Raw genomic sequence first — 23123 nt, 5'->3', positions numbered from 1 at the left:
GGCATGATCGCTCCCGTGGCAGCCTGTCAGCGCAGCTCGACGCCGCTTCCGGCCGAACCAGGATCGGCCACTCCGATTTCGGCGGTGGCGCTGCGGGGGGGCGGCAGGGTGGCCAGCTTTTCGCGGATGCGCTCGTTCAAGCGGTGCGTCACCATGTCCATCGCAACATCAACGGCATGGGCGAAGCCTACGGCATCGGCGCCGCCATGGCTCTTCACCACCAGTCCGTTGAGTCCGATGAGCACGGCCCCGTTGTACCGACGCGGGTCGATAAAGGCGCGCAGCTGATCCAGTGCCGGCTTGGCGATCAGATAGCCCAGCTTGCCCCGGGCGGAAGAAGCGAAGACCTGCTTCAACAGGCCGATCATCAGCTTCAGCGCGCCCTCGCCGGTCTTTAGTGCGACATTGCCGGTGAAGCCATCCGTCACCACCACGTCCACCGTTCCGGCGGTGATGTCGTGGCCTTCAACAAAGCCGTGGAAATTGCCGGCGAGGCCGGATTCGCGCAGCATCTCGGCAGCTTGCCGCACGCGATCGTCGCCCTTCAGCTCCTCGCTGCCGACGTTCAGAAGGCCAATGCTAGGCTCGGGCAAGCCCAGCACGGTGCGCGCGAAGGCATCGCCCATCACCGCAAACTCAACCAAGTTCCGGGCATTGCAGACAATGTTGGCGCCCATGTCGAGCATGACCACATCGCCGCGGGCGGAGGGGCCGATCGCCGCCAGCGCCGGGCGATCGATCTCCGGCAGAGCCTTCACCACGATCTTGCCGAGCGCCATCAGCGCACCCGTGTTGCCCGCTGACACCACCCCGGACGCTTCGCCAGCCGCCACGGCGTCGATGGCCACCCGCATGGAAGCGTTGCGCAGACGCAGCGCGGCCGTCGGCTTCATGTCGCCCGGAATGGCATCCGGCGCGTGGCGCAACGAGCAGATCCTGGCGGCGCGCTTGCGCTGTTCCAGCAGCGGCGCAAGGCGAGCCTCGTCACCTACCAGAAGGATGCGGGCCTTGGGGTGACGTTCAGCCGCCAGCTCCAAACCGTCGAGCACAACGTCGGGCGCGTTGTCGCCACCCATGGCATCGATGGCCAGGTCATAACCGGCCAGGGCCGGCGCACCGGAGGCGCCGTCCTGCGGCAAACTCGCCTGTGACAAGATATGCCTATCCCTAGCCGGCTCCGTCGGTTTCAGACGCGAACCGCCGCCTTCAGCGGCTTGCCGGCGGCCACAACCTCGCGGCCGTCATAATGGCCGCAGGAGGCGCAGACATGATGCGGGCGCTTCAGCTCGCCGCAATTGGGGCATTCGTGGTGCGCCTGGGCGGACAGGGCCTCATGGCTGCGGCGCATCCCGCGGCGGGAGGGCGAAACCTTCTTTTTCGGAACGGCCATGGCGCCGGGCCTCTCTTTTCGTCAGTGATGTGCTGAAAGGGTCAGCGGTCAAACAGGAAGGCGCGGCGAATACCATCCTGCCCCCCCTGGTGCAAGCATCGCGTGCCCTCCCCTGCCCGGCGGGGACGAAGCGTCAATCCAGCCGCACGGCGTAGCGGTGCCGCTCCGTGTCGATCATCGACAACCGCACCTCAACCGCGCGGTTAGCCACGTCGTAGGCGATTCGCTGCACCATGAGCAAGGGCGTGCCGACCGGCTTGCCAAGCGCCTCGGCCGTCTCGGCATCGGCTCCAGCCGCGGAAAGATCCTCCTCAGCCCGGCGGATCGTCACGTTGTGCGCCTGCTGCAAGTAAACGTACAGCTCCTGCGCGAACTCGCCCGGCGGGACGCCGAATCCGGGAACAAGGGTCGCGGACAACGTGCAACGCTCGAAGATGCGCGGGCTGCCGTCCAGCAGGCGGATCCGCCGCAGGTGATGCACCGGGTCGCCTTCCCTGATGCCCAGCGCCGCGGCTTCCCAGGGCTCGGCGCGTCCTTCGTCACAGGACACGACAATGATGCGGGAGATCACCGCGGAGCCGCTCAGATCACGCAGGCGGAAGAAGTGGCGGCGCGCCGTCTCGCTGTTGTGGCGGGATACGGTGGTGCCACGGCCCTGGCGTCGCTCGATCACATGGCGGAGTTCAAGCTCCGTCAGCGCCTTTCGGACAGTGCCTTGCGACACGCCGAGCTCCGCTGCCAGTTCCGGCTCGGAAGGCAGGGCATGGCCGGGAGGCCAGTCGCCGCCGACGATGCGGCCGAGCAGGATCTCCTCCACTTGCCGGTAGAGCGGCCGCGCATCCAACTGGGGTGAGGCAGGGCGAAGGGCAGTCGGCATGGCTGCGGGCGGATCTCCGGCGGCATTGTGAGCAGTTGCACCATAGCCGAGTTTTCCGCAGGCGCGCAGCCTGATCCGGTGTCCAAAAGAAGACTTGTGTCTTATACAAGACCTGCTAGAAGAGGGCTCTCGGGATTGCAACGCAGGCCGAGTTTGGGGAGGAAGGTTCCGCAAAGGGACCAAGTTCAGCGTTACGACGGCGCCCGGCCATGCCAGGGCGCCGTCCGCTTTTCTGCCTTCCGCCCTTCGCCGCCTTTTCAGGCAACCTGGCTCTTCAGCCTTCCTGCGAAGCTGTGGCGGAACTTCGCGACCTTGGGGGCGACCACCGCGCGGCAATATCCGGCCCAGGGATTGCGGTTGAAGTAGTCCTGGTGCTCGGGTTCTGCAGGCCAGAAGCGTTCCGCCGGCAACAACTCGGTCACCAACGTTGCATCCCAGATTCCCTCAGCCTCGATTTCAGCCATGACCTGCCGGGCTGTTTCCGCCTGCTGGTCCGAGGTCGTCAGGATAATGCTGCGGTATTGCGGGCCGATATCGGCTCCCTGCCGGTCCTTCGTGGTCGGGTCGTGGAGAGTGAAGAAGATGCGCAGCAGGTCGGCATAGCTGATCACCGAGGGATCGAAGGCGACCCGGACCACCTCCGCATGCCCTGTGCGCTTGCCGCAGACCTGCTCGTAGGTTGGATTTTCGGCGTGCCCGCCGGCATAGCCGGATTCCACCTCGGTGACGCCCTGGAGGTCGCGCATTGCCGCGTCGATACACCAGAAGCAACCGCCACCCAGAATGGCAGTCTCGGTCGTGGTTTCGGCCATAGGGCTCGTCTCCTTCTGCGGCGAGGTAGATAGGGTGCCGCGACGGCATCTGCATCCCTTGCGCCCTCGCCTTCGCCCCGGCACCGTCCATCCATGCAACAGAACATCCCCTTCCCGCCGCAGGATCCTGTCGAAGCCGGCTTCGATTCCACACGTCTGGCCGAGGCGATCGCCTTTGCCAAAGCGCATGAAAGCCCGTTTCCACGAGACCTGCTGGCGCATCTGCAATCCGGCTACTTCGAGCCGGCCCCGGACAATGAGGTTCTTGGCCACACTCAGCCTCGTGGCGCACCCAACGGGATGATTCTGCGGCATGGCCGGCGGGTGGGCAGCTGGGGCGACACCCGGCAGGCGGACATGACTTTCAGCGTCGCGAAAAGCTATCTGGCGTTGCTGGCAGGACTGGCACTGGGCGACGGCCTGATCCGCGACCTTGACGAGCCGGTGTCCGGCAGCGTGGCCGACCCGGCCTTCCAAGGGGAGCGCAATGGCGCGGTGACCTGGCGCATGCTGCTGCAACAGACCAGCGAATGGGAAGGATCGCTGTTCGGAAAGGCCGAGCGGATCGACCGGGGACGCGACCTCAAGCGGGAGGGCAGCGGTCCCAAGGGGATCGACCGGCCGATGCGTGAGCCGGGCACCTACTGGGAGTATAATGACGTCCGCGTGAACGCCCTCTCGCTCGCGCTGCTGCATCGTTTCCGGCGGCCCCTGCCGGAGATCTGGGCCGAGCGGGTGATGGCACCACTTGGTGGCGGTGGCGATTTCCGCTGGGAAGGCTACCGAACCAGCTTCGTTGACATCGATGGTCGCCAGATCCAGTCGGTCTCGGGCGGCGGCCACTGGGGTGGCGGCGTCATCACCCATGCCGAGGACCAGGCGCTGGTTGGACAGCTCATGCTGCAGGATGGGATGTGGAACGGTCGGCGCGTCCTTCCGGAGGGCTGGGTCGCGGCCTGCACCACCCCTTGCGCGCTCAATCCGGATTACGGGCTGCTGTGGTGGCTGAATGGCCAAGGCCGCCATCCGGGCGCCAGCCGCGAAAGCTTCTTTGCCCAGGGCGCGGGCGGCAACACCATCTGGATCGACCCGGGCCACGGCATTGTTGCCGTGTTCCGTTGGCTCGATCCTGCCGCACTGCCGGACATGCTGGCTCGCGTCACTTCCGCCCTCCAGGCCCCTGGTTGACGGCGCCTTCCGGTGGCGGGACGCTGCGGGCTTCACCGCCGCCGGATGCGAGATGACCGACAGCCCCGCCCCCGCCAGCGTCCATGCCGCGACCCTGACGCTCGACACCCATGTGGACATTCCCTGGCCCATGACTCCCGATCCGCGTGGCAGCACAGACCGCTGCGTGGACTACCCGAAGATGCTGGCTGGCGGATTGCAGGCGGTGGTGTTCGCCGCCTACCTCCCGCAGGGGCCACGCACGCCGGAAGCTCATGCGGCGGCCGGCGCCCGGGCCGAAGCCATGCTGCGCTCCATCCGCGCCACCAATGCCGGTGGCGGCCGGCGCATCGTTGCCCGCGCCGCTGAGCTGGAGGCGCTCCATGGCGGTCGCGTCCTCGGCACGCTGCTGGCTGTGGAGAATGGCTATGGCATGGCTGACGACCTGTCTCGCCTGGCGCTATGGCGCGGCCTTGGGGCCTGCTATGTCACCATCACGCACAACGGCCACAACCTGCTGGCCGATGCCGCCATTTCCCGCCCTGACCTGGGCGATGGACCCGTGCTGCACGGCGGGTTGTCGCAGTTAGGCCGCTCGGCAGTCGCCGAGATGAACGCGCTGGGGCTGATGGTTGATGTATCGCATGCGGCCAAGAGCAGCATGATGCAGGCAGTCGAAATCTCGCGCGCGCCGGTGGTGGCCACCCATGCCTGCGTGCGTGCCCTGCGCGACCACCCCCGCAACCTCGATGACGAACAGATGGAGGCTCTGCGGCGAGGCGCAGGCCTGATGCAGATCACCGCCGTGCCCGGCTTCCTGCGCGGTCCGGGAGCCGATGGCCGGGTTCATGCCACTGTGGCCGACATTGTCGACCATGTGGATTATGCCGTGCAGCGCATGGGCATCGCCCATGTCGGCCTCTCCTCGGATTTCGACGGCGGCGGAGGCGTCGAGGGCTGGATGAGCGCCGCCGACAGCGCCAGCCTGACGACCGAGCTGCTACGCCGCGGCTACGACACCGAAGCCATCGCCTTGTTGTGGTCCGGAAACTTCCTGCGCGTCATGCGCGCGGCCGAGGCGGTGGCGGCGGAAGGTTGAAGCGCCGCCATCCAGGGAAGCTGATTTTGCCAGGGCGGCGAACAGGTCGTCCGGCCGTTGCTCGGTCATGATGCCGGACCGCCGCTGGCCCCGGCGGTCCGGCATCACCCGGCGAACCTCGCCATGGCGGCGCGGAACCTCGCGGCAATCGTCGAGCGCGCGACGTGGCGTCCGTCACGCACCACCGTTCGGCCACCGGCAACCACCTGAGCCACCGGGTTCGATTGGCCGCTGAACACCCAGGCATCCAGCAACTCGTCCCGATGACGTCCGCATAGGGCGGGGTGGCTGTCCTCCAACGCCACAAGGTCGCAGCGCTGCCCCGGTGCAATGCCGGCGATCGGCCGGCCACAGGCCTGAGCGCCGCCTGCCACCGCCGCATCGATCAGGTTGCGGCCCGGATGCGGCAAGGCCTCGGCCGCCGCGACCGAGCGTTCCTGCAGCGCCAGACGCTGGCTGGTCTCCAACTGCCGCATCTCGTCGCGCGGTGAGGTCCCGACATGGCTGTCCGTCCCGAACCCGATGCGTCCGCCCGCCTCGCGGAAAGCGGGCAGACCGAAGATGCCGTCGCCGAGCGAGGCCTCGGTCGTGGGGCATAGTCCCGCCACGGCACCGCTCTGCGCCAGCGCTGCAGTCTCCTGTTCGGTCATGTGCGTGCAATGGATCAGGCACCAGCGCGGATCGACGGGGCAGTTCTCCAGCAGCCATTGTACCGGGCGCGCGCCAGTGGCTGCCTCGCACTCGGCCACCTCTCGCTGCTGCTCCGCGGCGTGGATATGGATGGGTCCGTTGAAGCCAGCCGCGTCCCGCAGCATGGCGGGCGTCACTGCGCGCAGGGAATGCGGTGCGATCCCCAGCCCGGCCTGCTTGTCGCCGGCCACCGCAACGCCCAGGCGTTCCACAATCCGCCAGAAGCGGTCAGGATTGTTCAGGAAGCGGCGCTGTCCAGGAGCCGGTTCCTTCCCGAAAATCCCGCCATATCGGTAGAGGCTGGGCAGCAAGGTGATGCCGATGCCGGCCTCGCGCGCTGCGGTCAGGTGGCGCATCGCCATCTCCGCGGGCTCCGCATACGGCGAACCATCCGGCTGGTGATGCAGGTAGTGGAACTCGGCAATGCTGGTGAAGCCCCATTCCAGGCATTCAACATAGAGCTGTGCCGCCACCGCCTCGGCATCCTCCGGCGAGAACAGCCCTACAAAGCGGTACATGGTGTGGCGCCAGGTCCAGAAGGAGTCTGCCCCCCCTTCGGCCGTCCGGGCCTGGGATGGCGAGCGGCGTTCCGCATGACCCGCCATGGCGCGCTGGAAGGCATGGGAGTGCAGGTTGGGGATACCAGGAATGACCACTCCAGGCAGCCGCTCCGCATCCACCGACACAGCGTTAGGCCGGACAGTGTGGATGGTACCGGCAACATCGGCCTCAATGAGCACGTCCGACCCCCAGCCATCCGGCAACAAAGCTTCCCGGGCGAAGAATCGCATCATGGGAGCATCCTTTCCTGCTGCGCGCCTTTGATCGTCTTTCAGCTTGACGAGACTTGTCAAGACAACCACCCTAGATGCATGTCTGCCACCGAATTGCGGCTGCGGCCTACGCCCTCGCCCGCCACTCCCCGCTACCAGCAGATCAAGGCGATGATCCTGTCACGCGTCGCCAGCGGTGAATGGGGCGCCGAGGACCGGGTGCCCTCAGAGAACGAGCTGGTGAAGCTGACCGGGGTTTCCCGGGTAACCGTTAACCGCGCCCTGCGCGAACTGGCCGATGCGGGGCTGCTGGTGCGGGTGCAGGGCGTCGGTACCTTTGTTGCCGGGGCCAAGCCACAATCTTCTATGCTGGAGCTGCGCGATATTGCGGAGGAAATGGCGGAGCGCGGCGCCGCGCACAGCACGCGCGTGCTGGATCTTGGCCGCTGTCGCGCCGACGCGGCGCTCGCTGCAGCCTTCGGCGTGCCCGTGGATGTGGAACTGTTCCGCTGCCGCCTGATCCACAGTGAAAATGGGGTGCCGGTGCAATTCGAAGACCGCATGGTCAATCCGGTGATCGCACCCGCCTTCCTGGAGCAGGACTTCACCCGCCTCACCCCGTACCGATACCTCACCTCCTGCGCTCCAGCCGAGCGCGTGGAGCATGTGGTGGAAGCCTGCCACCCCGATCCGTTGATTGCAGAGGCGCTCGGCATCGCGCTGGACGAGCCCTGCCTGCTGATCCATCGCCGCACCTGGTCTTGGCAACTGGTCGCCACCCGGGCGCTGCTCACCCATCCTGGCTCGCGCTATCGCCTCGGCGGCGCGCTGAGCTGATGTCATCGGAGACGTCTCGCATGTCGCAGACCCGCTTCCGCAACGCCCCCGCCATCCGCAGCCCGCGCGGCAACGTCCTGAGCGCGAAGCACTGGACCACCGAGGCGGCCATGCGGATGCTGATGAACAACCTCGACGACGAGGTCGCCGAGCGCCCTGGGGAGCTTGTGGTGTATGGCGGCATCGGCCGCGCCGCGCGAGACTGGCAGAGCTACGAGACCATTCTTTCCGTCCTGAAACGGCTTGAAGAGCACCAGACGCTGCTGGTGCAGTCCGGCAAGCCCGTCGGCGTGTTCGAGACGCACAGGGACGCGCCGCGTGTGCTGCTGGCGAACTCCAACCTGGTGCCGGCCTGGGCGAATTGGGAGCATTTCAACGCGCTCGATCGTGCCGGGCTGATGATGTATGGCCAGATGACCGCCGGCTCCTGGATCTACATCGGCAGCCAGGGCATCGTGCAGGGCACCTACGAAACCTTTGCCGAGGCCGGACGCCAGCATTTCGGCGGCGATTTGGCCGGGCGCTGGATCCTTACCGCCGGGCTGGGGGGCATGGGGGGCGCGCAGCCCCTGGCAGGTGTCTTCGCCGGCGCCTCGGTGCTGGCCGTGGAATGCCAGCCTTCCCGCATCGAGAAACGGCTGGAGACCGGCTACCTCGACCAGCACGCCCGCTCGGTGGATCAGGCGCTGGCCATGATCGGCGCCGCCTGCATCGAGAAGAAGCCGGTCAGTATCGGGCTCCTCGGCAACGCCGCTGAGATCTTCCCGGAGTTGGTGCGGCGCGGGGTGGTGCCGGACATCGTCACTGACCAGACCAGCGCGCACGATCCCTCCAACGGCTACCTCCCTGCCGGATGGACCCTGCCGGAATGGCAAGCAAAGCGGGAAAGCGACCCGAAGGCCGTCGCGGCTGCCGCCAAGCGCAGCATGGTGGCGCATGTCCAGGCGATGCTGGACTTCAAACGCATGGGCAGCGCCGTACTCGACTATGGCAACAACATCCGCCAGATGGCCAAGGATGAAGGGTTGGCCAACGCCTTCGATTTCCCTGGCTTCGTGCCGGCCTATATCCGCCCGCTCTTCTGCCGCGGCATCGGCCCCTTCCGCTGGGCCGCGCTTTCCGGCGATCCGGAAGACATCCGCAGAACCGACGACAAGGTGCGCGAGCTCATCCCCGACGATCCGCACCTGGATCGCTGGCTCGACATGGCGCAGCGGCGGATCCACTTCCAGGGTCTGCCCGCGCGCATCTGCTGGGTCGGGCTGGGGCAGCGTCACCGGCTCGGCCTCGCCTTCAACGAGATGGTGGCGAAGGGCGAGCTGTCGGCGCCGGTGGTGATCGGCCGCGACCACCTGGATTCCGGCTCCGTCGCCTCACCTAACCGGGAAACGGAAGCAATGCGCGATGGATCGGATGCTGTCAGCGACTGGCCTTTGCTGAACGCGCTGCTGAACACCGCTTCCGGCGCCACCTGGGTGTCGCTGCACCATGGCGGTGGCGTGGGCATGGGTTACTCGCAGCATGCCGGCATGGTGATCGTCGCGGACGGCACGGAGGATGCCGCGCGGCGCCTGAAGCGCGTTCTCTGGAACGACCCCGCGACGGGGGTGATGCGCCACGCTGATGCCGGCTACGACACCGCCATCGATTGCGCGCGTGAACTGGGCCTTGACCTGCCGATGATCGGAGCACGGTGATGATCATTCAACCCGGCGGTGCCACGCTGCAGGAGTTGCGGCTTGTGATGGAGGGCGAGCCGCTCGTCCTGCCCGATGACTGGCAAGGTCCGGTCAAGGCCTCGGTCGAGGCGCTGGCGGCGCGCATCGCCTCGGGCGAGGCGCTGTACGGCGTCAATACCGGCTTCGGCAAGCTCGCGAGCCAGCGTATCAACAGCGACGACCTGACGCGGCTGCAGCGCAATCTGCTGCGCAGCCATGCGGCCGGCCTCGGTCCCTTCCTCCCCACCCCCGTGGTACGCCTGATCCTGGCGCTGAAGGCTCTCTCGCTGGCACGCGGCGCCTCCGCCGTGCGGCCGGAAGTTGTGACGCAGCTTCTGGCACTCCTGAACATGGAAGTGCTGCCGGCCATTCCGGCACGCGGCTCGGTTGGGGCGTCGGGGGATCTGGCACCTCTCGCGCATCTTTCGCTGGTGCTGATCGGCGAGGGCGAGGCGCTGGTAGGCGAGGAAGTCCTCCCCGGTGCCGAGGCGCTGAGGCGAGCCGGCCTTGCCCCGCTGGAGCTCGGTCCCAAAGAAGGTCTGGCGCTGTTGAACGGCACGCAGGTTTCCACCGCCCTGGCGCTGGCCGGCCTGTTCACCGCCCAGTCTCTGTGGCGGAGCGCTCTGGTGGCCGGCGCACTCAGCACCGATGCGGCGCGCGGCTCCGACACGCCCTTCGACGCCCGCATCCATGCCCTGCGCGGGCAGAGCGGACAGATCCGCGCCGCCGCCATTCTGCGAGACCTGCTGGAAGGCAGTGCCATCCGCGACAGCCATCGCCTGGGTGACCCACGCGTGCAGGACCCTTATTGCCTGCGCTGCCAGCCGCAGGTGATGGGCGCCTGCCTCGATATTCTGGAGCAGGCGGCCGAAACGCTGCGGCGCGAGGCCAATGCGGTGACTGACAACCCCTTGGTCACCGCAGAGGGCGAGGTGCTGTCCGGCGGCAACTTCCACGCCGAGCCGGTGGCCTTTGCCGCCGATATCATCGCCCTGGCGCTGGCGGAGATCGGAGCCCTGTCGGAGCGGCGCATTGCGCTGCTGACCGATCCCGTGCTGTCCGGCCTGCCGGCCTTCCTGGTGCGCGAAGGTGGGCTGAATTCCGGCTTCATGATCGCCCAGGTCACCGCAGCAGCATTGGCCAGCGAGAACAAGGCGCTGGCTTCGCCACGCAGCGTGGACAGCCTGCCGACCAGCGCCAACCAGGAGGATCACGTCTCCATGGCGACCGGCGCCGCGCTGCGCCTGCCGGACATGGCCGACAACACGGCGGGCATCCTGGCGGTAGAGTTCCTGGCGGCGGCGCAAGGCCTTGGCTTCCATGCGCCGCTCCGCACTTCGGCCGCGCTGCAGCCAGCGGTGGAGCGCATCCGCGCCGTCGCGGCACCCTGGGACGAGGATCGCTACATGGCGCCCGACATCGCCGCAGTGAAGCGGCTGGTGGAGCGGGGTGCCTTCACCCCCCTGACCGAAGGCTGAGGGCAATGTTCGATCGCGTATGGTTGAACGCCTACCTGGCCACAATGGATGGGCCGGAAGACGCCCCGCTCGGACTGGTGCAGGATGGTGCGGTGGCAGTGCGCGAGGGCCGCATCGCCTATGTAGGACCCCGCGCCGGTCTGCCTGGCCCCGCCGCGGACACCATCGATTGCGACGGCGCCTGGATTCTGCCGGGGCTGATCGATTGCCATACCCATTTGGTTTTCGGCGGTGATCGTTCGGGCGAGTTTCAGCAGCGGCTGCAGGGAGCGAGCTACGAGCAGATCGCGCAGGCGGGGGGTGGCATCTTGTCCACCATGCGCGCCACGCGAGCCGCAGACGACGCCGCGCTTCTCGCCGCCGCCGCGGGGCGCCTGCGGGGGCTTGTGGCGGAAGGCGCCACCACGGTGGAGATCAAGTCGGGCTACGGCCTGGACCTCGCCACCGAGATGAAGATGCTGCGTGTGGCCCGGGCCCTTGGTAGCGCCGAGGGTGTCGGCGTCGTGACCGCTCTTCTGGCCGCACATGCCGTGCCGCCAGGCTTCCCGGGTGGGTCCGACGCCTATGTCGATGCTGTGGTGCGGGAGATGATCCCGGCCGCTGCCCGGTCCGGCCTCGCCGATGCGGTGGATGCCTTTTGCGAGGGCATCGCCTTCTCGCCGGCCCAGACCGCCAGAGTGTTCGAGGCGGCGCGCGCTGCCGGCCTGCCGGTGAAGCTGCATGCCGACCAGCTGTCCGACCTGGGCGGAGCCATGCTTGCCGCACGCTCCGGGGCGCTGTCGGCAGACCACCTCGAACATGCCAATGCGCATGGTCTGCGCGCCATGGCGGAAGCCGGCACGGTCGCGGTTCTGCTGCCTGGGGCCACCTACTTCCTGCGTGAGCCACGATTGCCGGACATCGCTGCCATGCGTGACTGCGGGCTGCGGATGGCCCTGGCCACGGACATGAACCCCGGCTCTTCGCCGTTACGCTCCCTTTTGCTGGCGCTCAACCTGGGCTGCACACTGTTCCGTCTCACTGTGTCGGAAGCACTGCTGGGCGTCACCCGGCACGCAGCGGCTGCCCTCGGGCTCACTGATCGCGGGCTGCTGCGGGCCGGTGCCCGGGCGGATCTGGCCCTTTACCGCATCCATCAGCCTGCCGAACTTTGCTATTGGATCGGCGGTAACCCCTGCATCGGCCGGGTTGTCGGGGGCGAGTGATTCTGGCCGCGGCATAGGCTCTCCATGTGATCAGCAGCCGCCTCACGCTGCCTGCACAGGGTGCACGCGCATGTTTGCGCCAGTGCCGTGAAACCTTGGGCCATCGGAGGATTCAGAGGAATGTGAGGCACGCCATCGCCTGCAGGCTAGATTAACCGGAAAATGGTTAATCTCTTTATTGCAGCGCAGCATCAGAGACTTAGCCAACCAAGTATGCTTGCAGGAGTGGCGCCGCACCCGTATTTCCGCCAGGCGCCTCCGCCAATCTCGTGCGGCGGCGGGCAGAATGGAGCAGCCGGATGGTCCAAGGCGCCAAAGCAGGCACCACCACGCGACGCGGCAAGGCCAGCGCCGCGCCCTCCACCCCCAAACCCGCCCTCGCCCGTGGCAGCAAGTCGGGCAGCAATCAGGCCCCGGGCCTCACCGACGAGGAGCGCCTGCAGGCCTATCGCGACATGCTGCTGATCCGCCGCTTCGAGGAAAAGGCCGGACAGCTTTATGGCATGGGCCTGATTGGCGGCTTCTGCCACCTCTACATCGGCCAGGAGGCCGTGGTGGTCGGCATGCAGATGTGCCTGCAGCCGGGCGACCAAGTGATCACCTCCTACCGTGACCATGGGCATATGTTGGCCACCGGCATGGAGTCGCGCGGTGTGATGGCCGAACTGACCGGACGCTCCGGCGGCTATTCCAAGGGCAAGGGCGGGAGCATGCACATGTTCTCGCGCGAGAAGGGCTTCTATGGGGGGCACGGCATTGTTGGCGCCCAGGTATCGCTCGGCATCGGCCTGGCCTTCGCCAACATGTATCGTGACGATGGCTCGGTCTGCCTGACCTACTACGGCGACGGCGCTGCCAATCAGGGCCAGGTTTTTGAGAGCTACAACCTTGCTGCCCTGTTCAAGCTGCCGGTGGTGTTCATCGTCGAGAACAACAAGTACGGCATGGGCACGTCCATGGATCGCGCCTCCGCTTCCAAGGACCGCTCCAAGGATGGCGCGCCGTGGGGCATCCCGGGCGAGCAGGTGGATGGCATGGATGTCGAGGCGGTGAAGGAGGCCGGGCTTCGTGCCGTGGCCCACTGCCGCGAGGGCAACGGCCCCTACATCCTGGAGATGAAGACCTACCGGTACCGTGGCCACTCCATGTCCGACCCCGCGAAGTACCGCACGCGCGAAGAAGTGCAGAAAATGCGCGAGCAGCACGACCCGATCGAGACGCTGCGCAAGATCCTCCTCACCAATGGCGCGGAAGAGGCCGAGATCAAGAAGGTCGACGACGAGATCAAGGCCATCGTCGCCGACGCCGCCGAATTCGCCCAGACCTCGCCCGAGCCGGATGAAAGCGAACTCTGGACCGACATCCTGCTGGAGGCCCGCTGAGCCATGGGTGCCACGATCCTGATGCCCGCCCTTTCCCCCACCATGACGGAAGGAAAGCTGGCGCGCTGGTTGAAGAAGGAAGGCGACACTGTCGCCGCCGGCGATGTGATCGCCGAGATCGAGACCGACAAGGCGACCATGGAGGTCGAGGCGGTCGATGAAGGCCAGTTGACCAAGATCTTGGTGCCGGAAGGCACCGAGGGTGTGCAGGTGAACTCCGTGATCGCCGAGCTCGATGGCGGCGACAGCAGCAACGCCGCGCATGGCCCGGAGCAGCCGGTTTCCCCTGCGGTCCAGGCTGGTGGCGAAACCGCCGAGATTGCCAAGAAGGCGGAGGACCACAAGGAGATCGCGGCGAAGGGTGCCGCCGAGCGCCCCGAGGCCTCGGCCAAGCCGATTTCCCCCGCCTCCGAGCCGGAAAAGGATTGGGGTGAGACCAAGAGCATCACGGTGCGCGAGGCGCTGCGCGATGCCATGGCCGCCGAGATGCGCCGCGACGACAAGGTGTTCCTGATGGGCGAGGAAGTCGCCCAGTACCAGGGCGCCTACAAGGTGTCGCAAGGACTGCTGGACGAGTTCGGCCCGAAACGGGTGGTCGACATGCCGATCACCGAGCACGGCTTCACCGGCATGGCGGTCGGTGCGGGCATGAGCGGCCTGAAGCCGATCGTCGAGTTCATGACCTTCAACTTCTCGATGCAGGCGATCGACCAGATCATCAACAGCGCCGCGAAGACGCTGTACATGTCGGGCGGGCAGCTTGGCTGCCCTATCGTGTTCCGGGGCCCGAATGGCGCGGCAGCCCGCGTGGCGGCGCAGCACAGCCAGTGCTACGCCTCCTGGTATGCCCATGTTCCCGGCCTCAAGGTCGTGGCGCCCTGGTCTTCAGCGGACGCCAAGGGCCTGCTGCGAGCCGCCATCCGCGACCCGAATCCGGTGATCTTCCTCGAGCACGAGATCCTCTACGGGCAGAGCTTCGAATGCCCGACGGACGAAGATTTCATCCTGCCCATCGGCAAAGCCAAGATCGAGCGTGAGGGCAAGGACGTCACCATCGTCGCCTTCTCGATCGAGGTCGGGCTGGCTTTGAAGGCGGCCGAGAAGCTGGCCGAGGAAGGCATCGAGGCGGAGGTCATCAACCTGCGCTCGATCCGCCCGCTGGACATCGACACCATCGTGGCCTCGGTGAAGAAGACCAACCGGCTCGTCACCGTTGAGGAAGGCTGGGCCTTCTCCGGCATCGGCGGCGAGGTCGCGATGCAGGTCATCGAGAACGCCTTCGACCACCTGGATGCGCCGCCGGTGCGCGTCGCCGGGCTCGACGTGCCGATGCCCTATGCGGCCAATCTTGAGAAGCTGGCGCTGCCGACCATCGAGCATGTGGTCGATGCGGCGAAAAGCGTCACCTACAAGAAATAAGGGAGCGGGATCATGGCCACAAACATCCTGATGCCCGCCCTGTCCCCCACCATGACCGAGGGGAACCTGGCGCGCTGGCTCAAGAAGGAAGGCGAAGCGGTCAAGGCCGGCGACGTGATCGCCGAGATCGAGACCGACAAGGCCACCATGGAGTTCGAAGCCGTGGATGAGGGCATCCTCGGCAAAATCCTGGTTCCCGACGGTACGGAGGGGGTGAAGGTCAACGCCCCCATCGGAATCCTGGTCGAGGAAGGCGAGGAGGTGCCGGCCGATGCAGGCGCCGCCGCACCGAAGCCTGCCCCGAAGCCCGACGCCGCGCCCAAGCAGAACTCCAGCGCCGGCGGCAAGCCCGAAACGGGGCCCGGTGAGCAGGAGCCCAAAGCCGCGACGGCGGTGGAGAACAAGGCTCAGCCCGCCGCCAACGGTGCTGCCGGCACGACCGCAGATGCCGGCGACCGCGTCTTCGCCTCGCCGCTCGCGCGCCGCATGGCGCAGCAGGCCGGGATCGACCTGTCGGGCATCCAGGGTTCCGGACCCAATGGCCGCATCGTGAAGGCGGATATCGAGGGTGCGGCAGGCAAGCCGCAGTCCGCGAAGCCGCAGGCGGATGCGCAGGCTCCTGCTCAAGCGCCCGGGAACGCGCAAGCTCCCGCACCGGCGAAGGCCCCTGCCCCCGCCATCACCGCGCCGCACACCGCTGTTCCGAACAGTTCGATGCGCAAGGTGATCGCGCGGCGGTTGAGCGAGAGCAAGCAGACCGTTCCGCACTTCTATGTCACGATGGACATCGAGATCGACGCACTGCTGAAGCTGCGCGCCGACCTCAATGCCCGCGCGCCGAAGGACGGACCGGGCGCCTTCAAGCTCTCGGTCAACGACTTGGTGATCAAGGCGGTGGCCCGGGTGCTGCGGCAATACCCGAATGTCAACGCCACATGGACCGATGACGCCATCATCCAGTACCATGACGTGGACATCTCGGTCGCTGTGTCCATCCCGGACGGGCTGATCACGCCGATCATCCGCAAGGCCGACCAGAAGGGCCTCGCCGCCATCTCCGGCGAAATGAAGGATCTGGCCGCCCGTGCCAAGTCCGGCAAGCTGAAGCCCGAGGAATTCCAGGGTGGTGGCTTCTCCATCTCGAACATGGGCATGTTCGGGGTGAAGGACTTCTCGGCCATCATCAACCCGCCCCAGGCCGGCATCCTGGCTGTGTCCGCCGGGGAGCAGCGCCCGGTGGTCAAGGATGGGGCGCTGGCCATTGCGACGGTCATGACCTGCACCCTTTCCGTCGATCACCGTGTGGTCGATGGCGCGCTCGCCGCCGAGTTCATCGCCGCCTTCAAGAAGGTGGTCGAGGACCCGTTGAGCCTGATGCTGTGAGCGGCGCCTCCGGCTTCACGCTCCGCGATGCCCGCCCGCGCGATGCGGAAACAGTGGAACGACTGGTGCGGGCCCTCGCGGAGTACGAAAAGCTGGGGCATGAGGCGAAGGCCAGCGCGGGCGATTTCTATGCCGCGCTGGCGACCAAGCGCGTCCGTGGCCTGATCGCGGAAGTGGAAGGCGAGGCCGTAGGCTTCTGCCTTTGGTACGAAACCTTCTCTACCTTCACCGGCAAGGCCGGGTTCTGGATCGAGGACGTGTTCGTCGAGCCGGAGCACCGCCGCCTCGGTATCGGCAGCGCCATCTTCCGCAAGGTGGCGCAGCTGGCCGTGGCCGAGGGTTATCCGCGGGTGGAGTGGGCGGTGCTGGACTGGAACGAGCCGGCCATCGCCTTCTACCGGCGGATCGGCGCGGTGGCGCAGGATGAATGGACCGATCAACGGCTCTCGGGCGAGGCGCTGACCGCCTTCGCCACCGGGGCCTGACGAGGACAAGCAGAACATGGCCGAGCAGTTCGACCTGGTGGTGGTGGGCGGTGGCCCGGGTGGCTATGTGGCCGCCATCCGCGCTTCGCAGCTGAAGATGAAGGTCGCGCTGGTGGAGCGCGAGCATCTGGGCGGTATCTGCCTCAACTGGGGCTGCATCCCGACCAAGGCGCTGCTGCGCGCCTCCGAGATCAACCACGTGCTGCATACCCTCGATCAGTACGGCTTCGCAGCGGATAATATCCGCTACGATTTCGCCAAGGTGGTGAAGCGCTCGCGCCAGGTGGCGGGGCAGCTTTCCGCTGGCGTGAAGGGCCTGCTGAAGAAGAACAAAGTCACGGTGTTCGACGGCCATGGCAAGCTTGCCGGCAAGGGCAAGCTTTCCGTCACCAAGGATGGCAATCCGGTCGCCGAGATCGAGGCCAAGCACATCATCCTGGCCACAGGCTCGCGTGCCCGTGTCATCCCGGGCATCGAGCCGGACGGCAATCTGATCTGGACCTATCGCGAGGCCCTGCAACCCAACACCATGCCGAAGAAGCTGATCGTCATCGGCTCAGGCGCGATCGGCTGCGAATTCGCCTCTTTCTTCCTGAACATGGGCGCCGAGGTCACGCTGATCGAAGCGATGGACCGCATCCTGCCTGTCGAGGACGCCGAGATCTCGGCTTTCGTGAAGAAGTCCTTCGAAAAGCAGAAGATGAAGATCCTGGTCGGTGCCAAGGTGCAGGGCGTCCGCAAGACCGGCGACGGTGTCGCGGCCGTGGTCGAGGTGGACGGCAAGGTGCAGGAAATCACCGCCGACCGGCTGATCTCCGCAGTCGGCATCGTGGGCAACGTCGAAAATATCGGCATTGAAGGCACCAAGGTGAAGGTCGAGAAGACCCACATCGTGGTGGATGAGTTCGGCCGCACCGGTGAAGAAGGCCTTTACGCCATCGGTGACCTGACCGGCGCGCCCTGGCTGGCGCACAAAGCCAGCCATGAGGGCATCGTGGTGGTGGAGGCCATTGCCGGCATGCATCCGCACCCGGTGGAGGTGTCCAACATCCCGGGTTGCACCTATTGCCGGCCGCAAGTCGCCTCGGTAGGCCTGACGGAGGTCAAGGCCAAAGAGCTGGGGCACGAGATCCGGGTGGGACGCTTCCCCTTCATTGGAAATGGCAAGGCCATTGCCCTTGGCGAACCCGAGGGCTTCGTGAAGACCATCTTCGATGCCAAGACCGGCGAGTTGCTGGGCGCCCACATGGTGGGGCCAGAAGTGACCGAGATGATCCAGGGCTACACCATCGCCCGTACCTTGGAAACGACGGAGGCCGAGCTGGCCCATACCGTCTTCCCCCACCCTACCGTCTCGGAAGCCATGCATGAGTCGGTGCTTGATGCCTATGGCCGAGTGATCCACATCTGAAGCAGAACGGCTCGGACCCTCGCATCCGGGCCGGACAAGCTCATATAAGGGCGGGCGGCGGCTCATGCGGCTGGCCGCCCTGCATTGTACCGGGGTTCCGAATGGCCACGCGCATCTTGATCGACCACCGGGCCGGCGGCGCGGTTTCCCATGCCCAGGCGCCTGACATGGCCGCGTCCGCCTTGCCCGCGCATCTCGAGGCGGCAGCGGATGCCGCCCAGGAGGGCCCGCCCGAGGCGAAAAAACTGCGCCACCCGGAAAAGGCGCACCGTCCGGACAACCCGATCAAGCGCAAGCCGGACTGGATCCGCGTCAAGGCACCCACGCATCCGATCTATCACGAGACGCGCAACCTGATGCGCGAGAACAAGCTGGTGACGGTGTGTGAGGAGGCTGCCTGCCCCAACATCGGAGAATGCTGGTCGCAGCGCCACGCCACCATGATGATCATGGGCGAGATCTGCACCCGCGCCTGTTCCTTCTGCAACATCACCACGGGCCAGCCTAAGCACCTGGATGCCGATGAGCCGCGTCGGGTCGCCGATGCCGTGGCCAAGCTCGGCCTGCGCCATGTGGTGATTACCTCGGTAGACCGGGACGACCTGAAGGATGGTGGAGCACGCCATTTCGCGCAGGTTATCGCCGCGATCCGCGTTGCGGCACCCGAGACCACCATCGAGATCCTGACACCGGACTTCCTGCGCAAGCACGGCGCACTGGAGGTCGTGGTGCAAGCGCGTCCGGATGTGTTCAACCACAATCTGGAAACGGTGCCGAAGCTCTATCCCACGATCCGGCCAGGTGCCCGCTACTTCCATTCGCTCAGGTTGCTGGATCAGGTGAAACAACTGGACCCGTCGATCTTTACCAAGTCAGGCCTGATGGTGGGCCTGGGCGAGACGCGGATGGAGGTGTTGCAGGTCATGGACGACATGCGCAGCGCCGAGATCGACTTCCTGACCATCGGGCAATACCTGCAGCCGACCGTGAAGCACGCCGCCGTCGACCGCTTCGTGGAGCCAGCCGAGTTCGAGGATTATGCGCGCATGGCACGCGGCAAAGGTTTCCTGCTGGTTTCGGCCACGCCACTGACCCGCTCTTCCTACCATGCCGATCGCGACTTCGCCGCGCTGCGCGATGCCCGCAACGCTCAGCTCGCTGCCCGCAGCGCCGCCTGATGCCGACCCACGCCGAGAAGCGCATTCTGCGCTACACGCCCGAGCAGATGTTCGCGCTGGTAGCCGACGTGAAGCGGTATCCGGAGTTCCTGCCCTGGTGCGTAGGCTCGCGGGTTGTGTCTCACACGGACACGGAGTTGCTGGCCGATCTCACTATCGGCTTCAAGATGTTCCGCGAGACCTTCCGCTCCCGCGTGGAACTGGAGCGGCCGCATTCGGTGCGGGTGCAATATGAGAATGGCCCCTTCCGCTACCTGAACAACACCTGGAAGTTCACGCCGGTGGAAGGCGGCACCGAGGTCGATTTCTTTGTCGATTTCGAGTTCAAGTCACGGCTGCTGCAGGCGGTGATCGGCACCGTGTTCAATGAGGCGGTAAGGCTGATGGTCCGGGCTTTCGAGCGTCGAGCGATGGTGCTGTACGGCCGCAATGGCGCGGCCACGGCCGGCACAGGGCGGCCGGTGCCCGGCAGTTCTCCCGCCGCGGAGTAGGTTCAGGCTGCCATCCGCGCCTGACCGGCATCGGCCATCCCCGATCCGCGGCCGCAAGACAGGTGACGCGGTCCCCAGCGCCTGCCATGCTCCCGGCACGATGCTGAAGTTCCTGCTGATTCTTCTGCCTGTAGGCGCAGCCTATCTGTGGCGCCCGTCTGGGCCAGCCTGGCTTCAAGCCGTGCCGGACTGGGTGTTTTGGCTGCTTCTCGCCTTTCCGGCTCTGCTGGCCATCTACCGCATCATCCGCGGCAGCATCGCCGATCTCTCGGACTGACCCTGAAGCCGCGAAAGGCTGCCGTCATGGTGCATGCTCCTCCCCGTCCTCCCGCCGGCGCACCGCCGGTCCGCATCAACCTCTATTCCGACACTCAAACCCGCCCGACCCGCGCCATGAAGGAGGCGATGATGGCGGCGGAGGTTGGCGACGAGCAGTTCGGCGACGACCCGACCGTGACAGCGCTCTGCGACCGCATGGCGGCGTTGATGGGCAAGGAGGCGGCGGTGTTCCTGCCCTCCGGCACCATGTGCAACGTCATCGCCATCCGCACCCATTGCCGGCATGGGGACGAGGTCCTGGCCCACGAAACCTCGCACATTCTGTCCAGCGAGGGCGGGACCCACGCCTCGTTGACCGGGGTGCAGATCCATCCCTTGCAGGGGGAGTACGGGCTGTTCACCGAGGCGACGCTGCGCGCTGCCATCCGTCCCCGCACCCGTTACGCACCGCCGCAGCGTCTGCTGGAGGTCGAGCAGACGGCGAATATCGGGGGCGGCGTAATCTGGCCGCAGGCGCAGCTCGATGCCGTTGTCGCCGTGGCGCGCGAGCAAGGCTGGGCCACGCATATGGACGGGGCCCGGCTGATGAATGCTGTGGTCGCCAGCGGCATTCCCGCGGCGGAGATGGTGGCCGGGTTCGACAGCGTCTGGCTGGACTTCACCAAGGGGCTCGGTGCGCCACTCGGCGCTGTTCTGTGCGGCTCCGCCGATTTCGTTGATCAGGCCTGGCATTGGAAGCAGCGCCTGGGTGGCTCCATGCGGCAGGCGGGCATCTGCGCTGCCGCCTGCATCCACGCGCTGGACCACCATGTGGAGCGACTGGCCGAGGATCACGCGAATGCCAAGGCGCTGGCACGCGGCCTGCGCCAAATTCCGGGCATCGTGGTGCAGGAGCCGGACACCAACCTGGTTTTCTTCGACCCGCGAGAAGCCGGCATGGCGCCGGACGCGCTGGTGGCCGCGTTGCGGGCCGAGGGCGTGCAGATCTCGGCCCTTGGCGGCCGCGTAAGGGCCTGCCTGCATCTCGATGTGACAGAGGCCATGGTCGAGGAAAGCCTCGGTTTGATCCGCCGCATCCTGGCACGCTGAAGCGTATCGGCGAGGGGCTGCCATCCCTCGCCGGCGTTGGCTAACGCGCGACGTGGCCCAGGAAACGCACATGGGCGCGGGCGCCGGAATGCAGGCAGTCCAGCTCGAACTTCTCGTTCGGGCTATGCACCTGGTCGTCATCCAGCCCGAAACCCATCAGCAGGCAATCCAGCCCCAGCACACCTTTCAGGCTGGATGCCACCGGGATGGAGCCGCCACCGCCGGTCCGCACGGATTTGCGACCAAATTCCTCCTCCAGCACCGCTTCGGCCGCGACCAGCCACGGCGAGTCGGGCGGCACCGCGACCGCGGGCGCCTTGCCGAAGACCTGCAGCGTGAACTTAGCATCGGCCGGCAGACGCGATTGCACGAATTGCCGGATGCCTTCGACCACCTTTTCAGGATCCTGCCCCGGCACGAGGCGGCAGGACAGCTTGGCATGGCCTTCGCATGCAATCACGGTTTTCGTGCCATCGCCCATGTAGCCGCCCCAGATGCCGTTCACATCGGCGGTTGGCCGCGCCCAAAGGCGTTCGGGCGCCGAGCGTCCCTTCTCACCCGCCGGCACGGACAAGCCTTGTGCCCCCAGAAAGGCAGCCTCGTTGAAGCCTAGCGCGTCCCAGGCGGCGCGCTCTTGAGCAGTTGGCTCGGCCACGCCATCGTAGAAGCCAGGGATCTGCACACGGCCATCCGTATCCTTCAGCTCGCCCAGGATCCTGGTCAGCAGGTTTAGCACATTGCCCGCCGATCCGCCGAACAGGCCGGAATGCAGGTCTCGGTCCCCCAGCCTGAGATCGATCTGCACATAAACCATGCCGCGCAAGCTGACGGTCAGCGAAGGCTCGCCATACGCCCACATGTTGGTGTCGCTGATCAGCGCCACGTCGGCCGAGAGCCGCGCCTTCTCCGCCACCAGCACCGGGTCCAGGCTGGGGCTGCCGATCTCTTCCTCGCCTTCCACCAGCACCGTCACGCGCACCGGTGGCGCACCGGCCACGGCGTGCCATGCGCGCAGGGCGGCAAGCCAGGTCATCACCTGCCCCTTATCATCCACTGCGCCACGGGCGGTGATGCGCCGCCCGCGCGGCCCATCTGTGACCACCGGCTCAAACGGGGGACTGTGCCACAGCTCAAGCGGCTCTGGCGGCTGCACGTCGTAATGGCCGTAGATCAGGATGTGCTGGGCGTCGCCCTCGGCCTGTCCCTCGGGTCCGGGATGGCTGGCAATCACCACCGGGTGGCCAGGTGTCTCGGCCAGCCCGGCCTCAAACCCGAGCGCTGCCAGCTCCCGCACCAGCCATTCGGCGGCACGGCGACAATCGCCAGCATGGTTCGGCTGGGCGGACACGCTGGGGATGCGCAGCCACTCGACCAGGCTGGCCTCGGTAGCGTCGCGGGCGGAATCGAGCGCGGCCAGAGCCTGCGCGGTCTTGTTGTTTGGCATAACCGGCAGTGTCGCGCCGGGATGGGCGCGCGGCAAGGCGGAGCTCTCCCGTGCGCCCGACAGCTTCGCTGGACCGGCGCGCCAGCCAGCCGATGGAAAGTGCGTCGGGATGCCAGGAACCGCAACATGTCAGGCGGACGGTCCTAAACCGGCTGGCCGACAATGGTCACCGAGCCGCTTGTCTCTGACCTACAGGTCCCGCCTGGGCTTCTGCCGGGATCTCGCAGGCTTCACCCTCGCCTTCGACAAGGCGGAAGAGGGCTTCGCCGATCTGGAGCATGCCGAACGCCAGCAGATTGTGCAGTGGCAGCGCGATGCCGTTGCGAGACCAGCCCTATGCACGAATCTGACACCGTTCCTGGCGTTGCTCGTCGAACGCCCAGTGCCCCCTGCACCTTGGCCCCAGAAGGATCTGGCGCTGCACCGGCACCATCGGAAACGGCCAGCGCAGGGTCCTTGAGCAGGATCCTGGCGGCTACCTGCTCATACCGGCAGAAAATAACGGCCTACGGCCCC

The 23123-nt window shown here is 66.6% G+C and carries 21 protein-coding genes; 15 read left to right on the top strand and 6 right to left on the bottom strand.

The annotated features are described in order from the left end of the window. Positions 1–26: 26 nt before the first annotated feature. The 4 genes from plsX to msrA all read right to left on the bottom strand — a co-directional run bounded on the left by plsX (position 27) and on the right by msrA (position 3079). The gene (plsX, locus tag ACFOD4_RS06320; RefSeq protein WP_379595269.1) at positions 27–1076 is read right to left on the bottom strand and encodes a phosphate acyltransferase PlsX; all 1050 of its coding nucleotides are present in this window, start codon (positions 1074–1076) and stop codon (positions 27–29) included. 110 nt (positions 1077–1186) lie between these two features. Further along, positions 1187–1390: a 50S ribosomal protein L32 gene (gene rpmF, locus ACFOD4_RS06315; protein ID WP_379595088.1), complete on the bottom strand. Its 204-nt coding sequence runs from the start codon at positions 1388–1390 to the stop codon at positions 1187–1189. Positions 1391–1523: 133 nt separating this feature from the next. Beyond that, positions 1524–2267, bottom strand: a complete 744-nt coding sequence (locus ACFOD4_RS06310; protein ID WP_379595087.1) for a GntR family transcriptional regulator — start codon at positions 2265–2267, stop codon at positions 1524–1526. A gap of 257 nt (positions 2268–2524) precedes the next feature. Beyond that, the gene (gene msrA / locus ACFOD4_RS06305) at positions 2525–3079 is read right to left on the bottom strand and encodes a peptide-methionine (S)-S-oxide reductase MsrA (protein ID WP_379595086.1); all 555 of its coding nucleotides are present in this window, start codon (positions 3077–3079) and stop codon (positions 2525–2527) included. Between the two features lie 93 nt (positions 3080–3172). Here msrA and ACFOD4_RS06300 point away from each other — a divergent pair, with 93 nt between their 5' ends. Further along, complete coding sequence (locus ACFOD4_RS06300) at positions 3173–4267, top strand: serine hydrolase domain-containing protein (protein WP_379595085.1); 1095 nt, start codon at positions 3173–3175, stop codon at positions 4265–4267. A gap of 52 nt (positions 4268–4319) precedes the next feature. Next, entirely contained in the window at positions 4320–5345 is a 1026-nt protein-coding gene (locus ACFOD4_RS06295; RefSeq protein ID WP_379595084.1) for a dipeptidase, read from the top strand. Between the two features lie 104 nt (positions 5346–5449). Here the strand turns inward: ACFOD4_RS06295 and ACFOD4_RS06290 are convergent, their stop codons facing one another. Further along, positions 5450–6829: a formimidoylglutamate deiminase gene (locus tag ACFOD4_RS06290; protein ID WP_379595083.1), complete on the bottom strand. Its 1380-nt coding sequence runs from the start codon at positions 6827–6829 to the stop codon at positions 5450–5452. Positions 6830–6907: 78 nt separating this feature from the next. On the opposite strand from ACFOD4_RS06290, the gene hutC reads away from it, so the two are divergent. From hutC to ACFOD4_RS06225, 13 genes are all read left to right on the top strand, one after another. After that, complete coding sequence (gene hutC / locus ACFOD4_RS06285; RefSeq protein ID WP_379595082.1) at positions 6908–7645, top strand: histidine utilization repressor; 738 nt, start codon at positions 6908–6910, stop codon at positions 7643–7645. A gap of 20 nt (positions 7646–7665) precedes the next feature. After that, positions 7666–9342, top strand: coding sequence for a urocanate hydratase (hutU, locus tag ACFOD4_RS06280; protein ID WP_379595081.1), 1677 nt, complete (start codon positions 7666–7668; stop codon positions 9340–9342). Next, positions 9342–10841: a histidine ammonia-lyase gene (gene hutH, locus ACFOD4_RS06275; protein ID WP_379595080.1), complete on the top strand. Its 1500-nt coding sequence runs from the start codon at positions 9342–9344 to the stop codon at positions 10839–10841. Before hutU ends, hutH begins: the two co-directional genes overlap by 1 nt. Before the next feature lie 5 nt (positions 10842–10846). Then, complete coding sequence (gene hutI, locus ACFOD4_RS06270; protein WP_379595079.1) at positions 10847–12046, top strand: imidazolonepropionase; 1200 nt, start codon at positions 10847–10849, stop codon at positions 12044–12046. A 299-nt stretch (positions 12047–12345) separates the two neighbouring features. Continuing rightward, positions 12346–13428 carry a pyruvate dehydrogenase (acetyl-transferring) E1 component subunit alpha gene (gene pdhA / locus ACFOD4_RS06265; RefSeq protein WP_379595078.1) on the top strand — a complete coding sequence of 361 codons (1083 nt, stop codon included), beginning with the start codon at positions 12346–12348 and terminating at the stop codon, positions 13426–13428. 3 nt (positions 13429–13431) lie between these two features. Further along, positions 13432–14847, top strand: coding sequence for a pyruvate dehydrogenase complex E1 component subunit beta (locus ACFOD4_RS06260; RefSeq protein WP_379595077.1), 1416 nt, complete (start codon positions 13432–13434; stop codon positions 14845–14847). Between the two features lie 12 nt (positions 14848–14859). After that, the gene (locus ACFOD4_RS06255; RefSeq protein WP_379595076.1) at positions 14860–16230 is read left to right on the top strand and encodes a pyruvate dehydrogenase complex dihydrolipoamide acetyltransferase; all 1371 of its coding nucleotides are present in this window, start codon (positions 14860–14862) and stop codon (positions 16228–16230) included. Next, positions 16227–16715: a GNAT family N-acetyltransferase gene (locus tag ACFOD4_RS06250; protein WP_379595075.1), complete on the top strand. Its 489-nt coding sequence runs from the start codon at positions 16227–16229 to the stop codon at positions 16713–16715. The genes ACFOD4_RS06255 and ACFOD4_RS06250 overlap by 4 nt, the downstream gene beginning before the upstream one ends. Positions 16716–16731: 16 nt before the next feature. Continuing rightward, complete coding sequence (lpdA, locus tag ACFOD4_RS06245; RefSeq protein ID WP_379595074.1) at positions 16732–18126, top strand: dihydrolipoyl dehydrogenase; 1395 nt, start codon at positions 16732–16734, stop codon at positions 18124–18126. A gap of 101 nt (positions 18127–18227) precedes the next feature. Beyond that, positions 18228–19304: a lipoyl synthase gene (gene lipA, locus ACFOD4_RS06240; protein WP_379595073.1), complete on the top strand. Its 1077-nt coding sequence runs from the start codon at positions 18228–18230 to the stop codon at positions 19302–19304. Further along, positions 19304–19795, top strand: a complete 492-nt coding sequence (locus ACFOD4_RS06235; RefSeq protein WP_379595072.1) for a type II toxin-antitoxin system RatA family toxin — start codon at positions 19304–19306, stop codon at positions 19793–19795. Before lipA ends, ACFOD4_RS06235 begins: the two co-directional genes overlap by 1 nt. Positions 19796–19895: 100 nt before the next feature. Beyond that, positions 19896–20072 (top strand): hypothetical protein, encoded by a 177-nt coding sequence (locus tag ACFOD4_RS06230; RefSeq protein WP_379595071.1) that lies wholly within the window; start codon positions 19896–19898, stop codon positions 20070–20072. 26 nt (positions 20073–20098) lie between these two features. Continuing rightward, positions 20099–21163 carry a threonine aldolase family protein gene (locus tag ACFOD4_RS06225; protein WP_379595070.1) on the top strand — a complete coding sequence of 355 codons (1065 nt, stop codon included), beginning with the start codon at positions 20099–20101 and terminating at the stop codon, positions 21161–21163. A gap of 40 nt (positions 21164–21203) precedes the next feature. On the opposite strand, the gene ACFOD4_RS06220 is transcribed toward ACFOD4_RS06225, so the two are convergent. Continuing rightward, a complete protein-coding gene (locus ACFOD4_RS06220; protein ID WP_379595268.1) occupies positions 21204–22607 on the bottom strand; it encodes a dipeptidase in 1404 nt (467 codons plus the stop codon). Positions 22608–23123: the final 516 nt, after the last annotated feature.

The organism is Teichococcus globiformis, assembly GCF_042646265.1.
In the GTDB taxonomy this organism is placed as follows: Bacteria; Pseudomonadota; Alphaproteobacteria; order Acetobacterales; family Acetobacteraceae; genus Pseudoroseomonas; species Pseudoroseomonas globiformis.
This window is presented reverse-complemented; position numbering and strand designations above follow the sequence as displayed.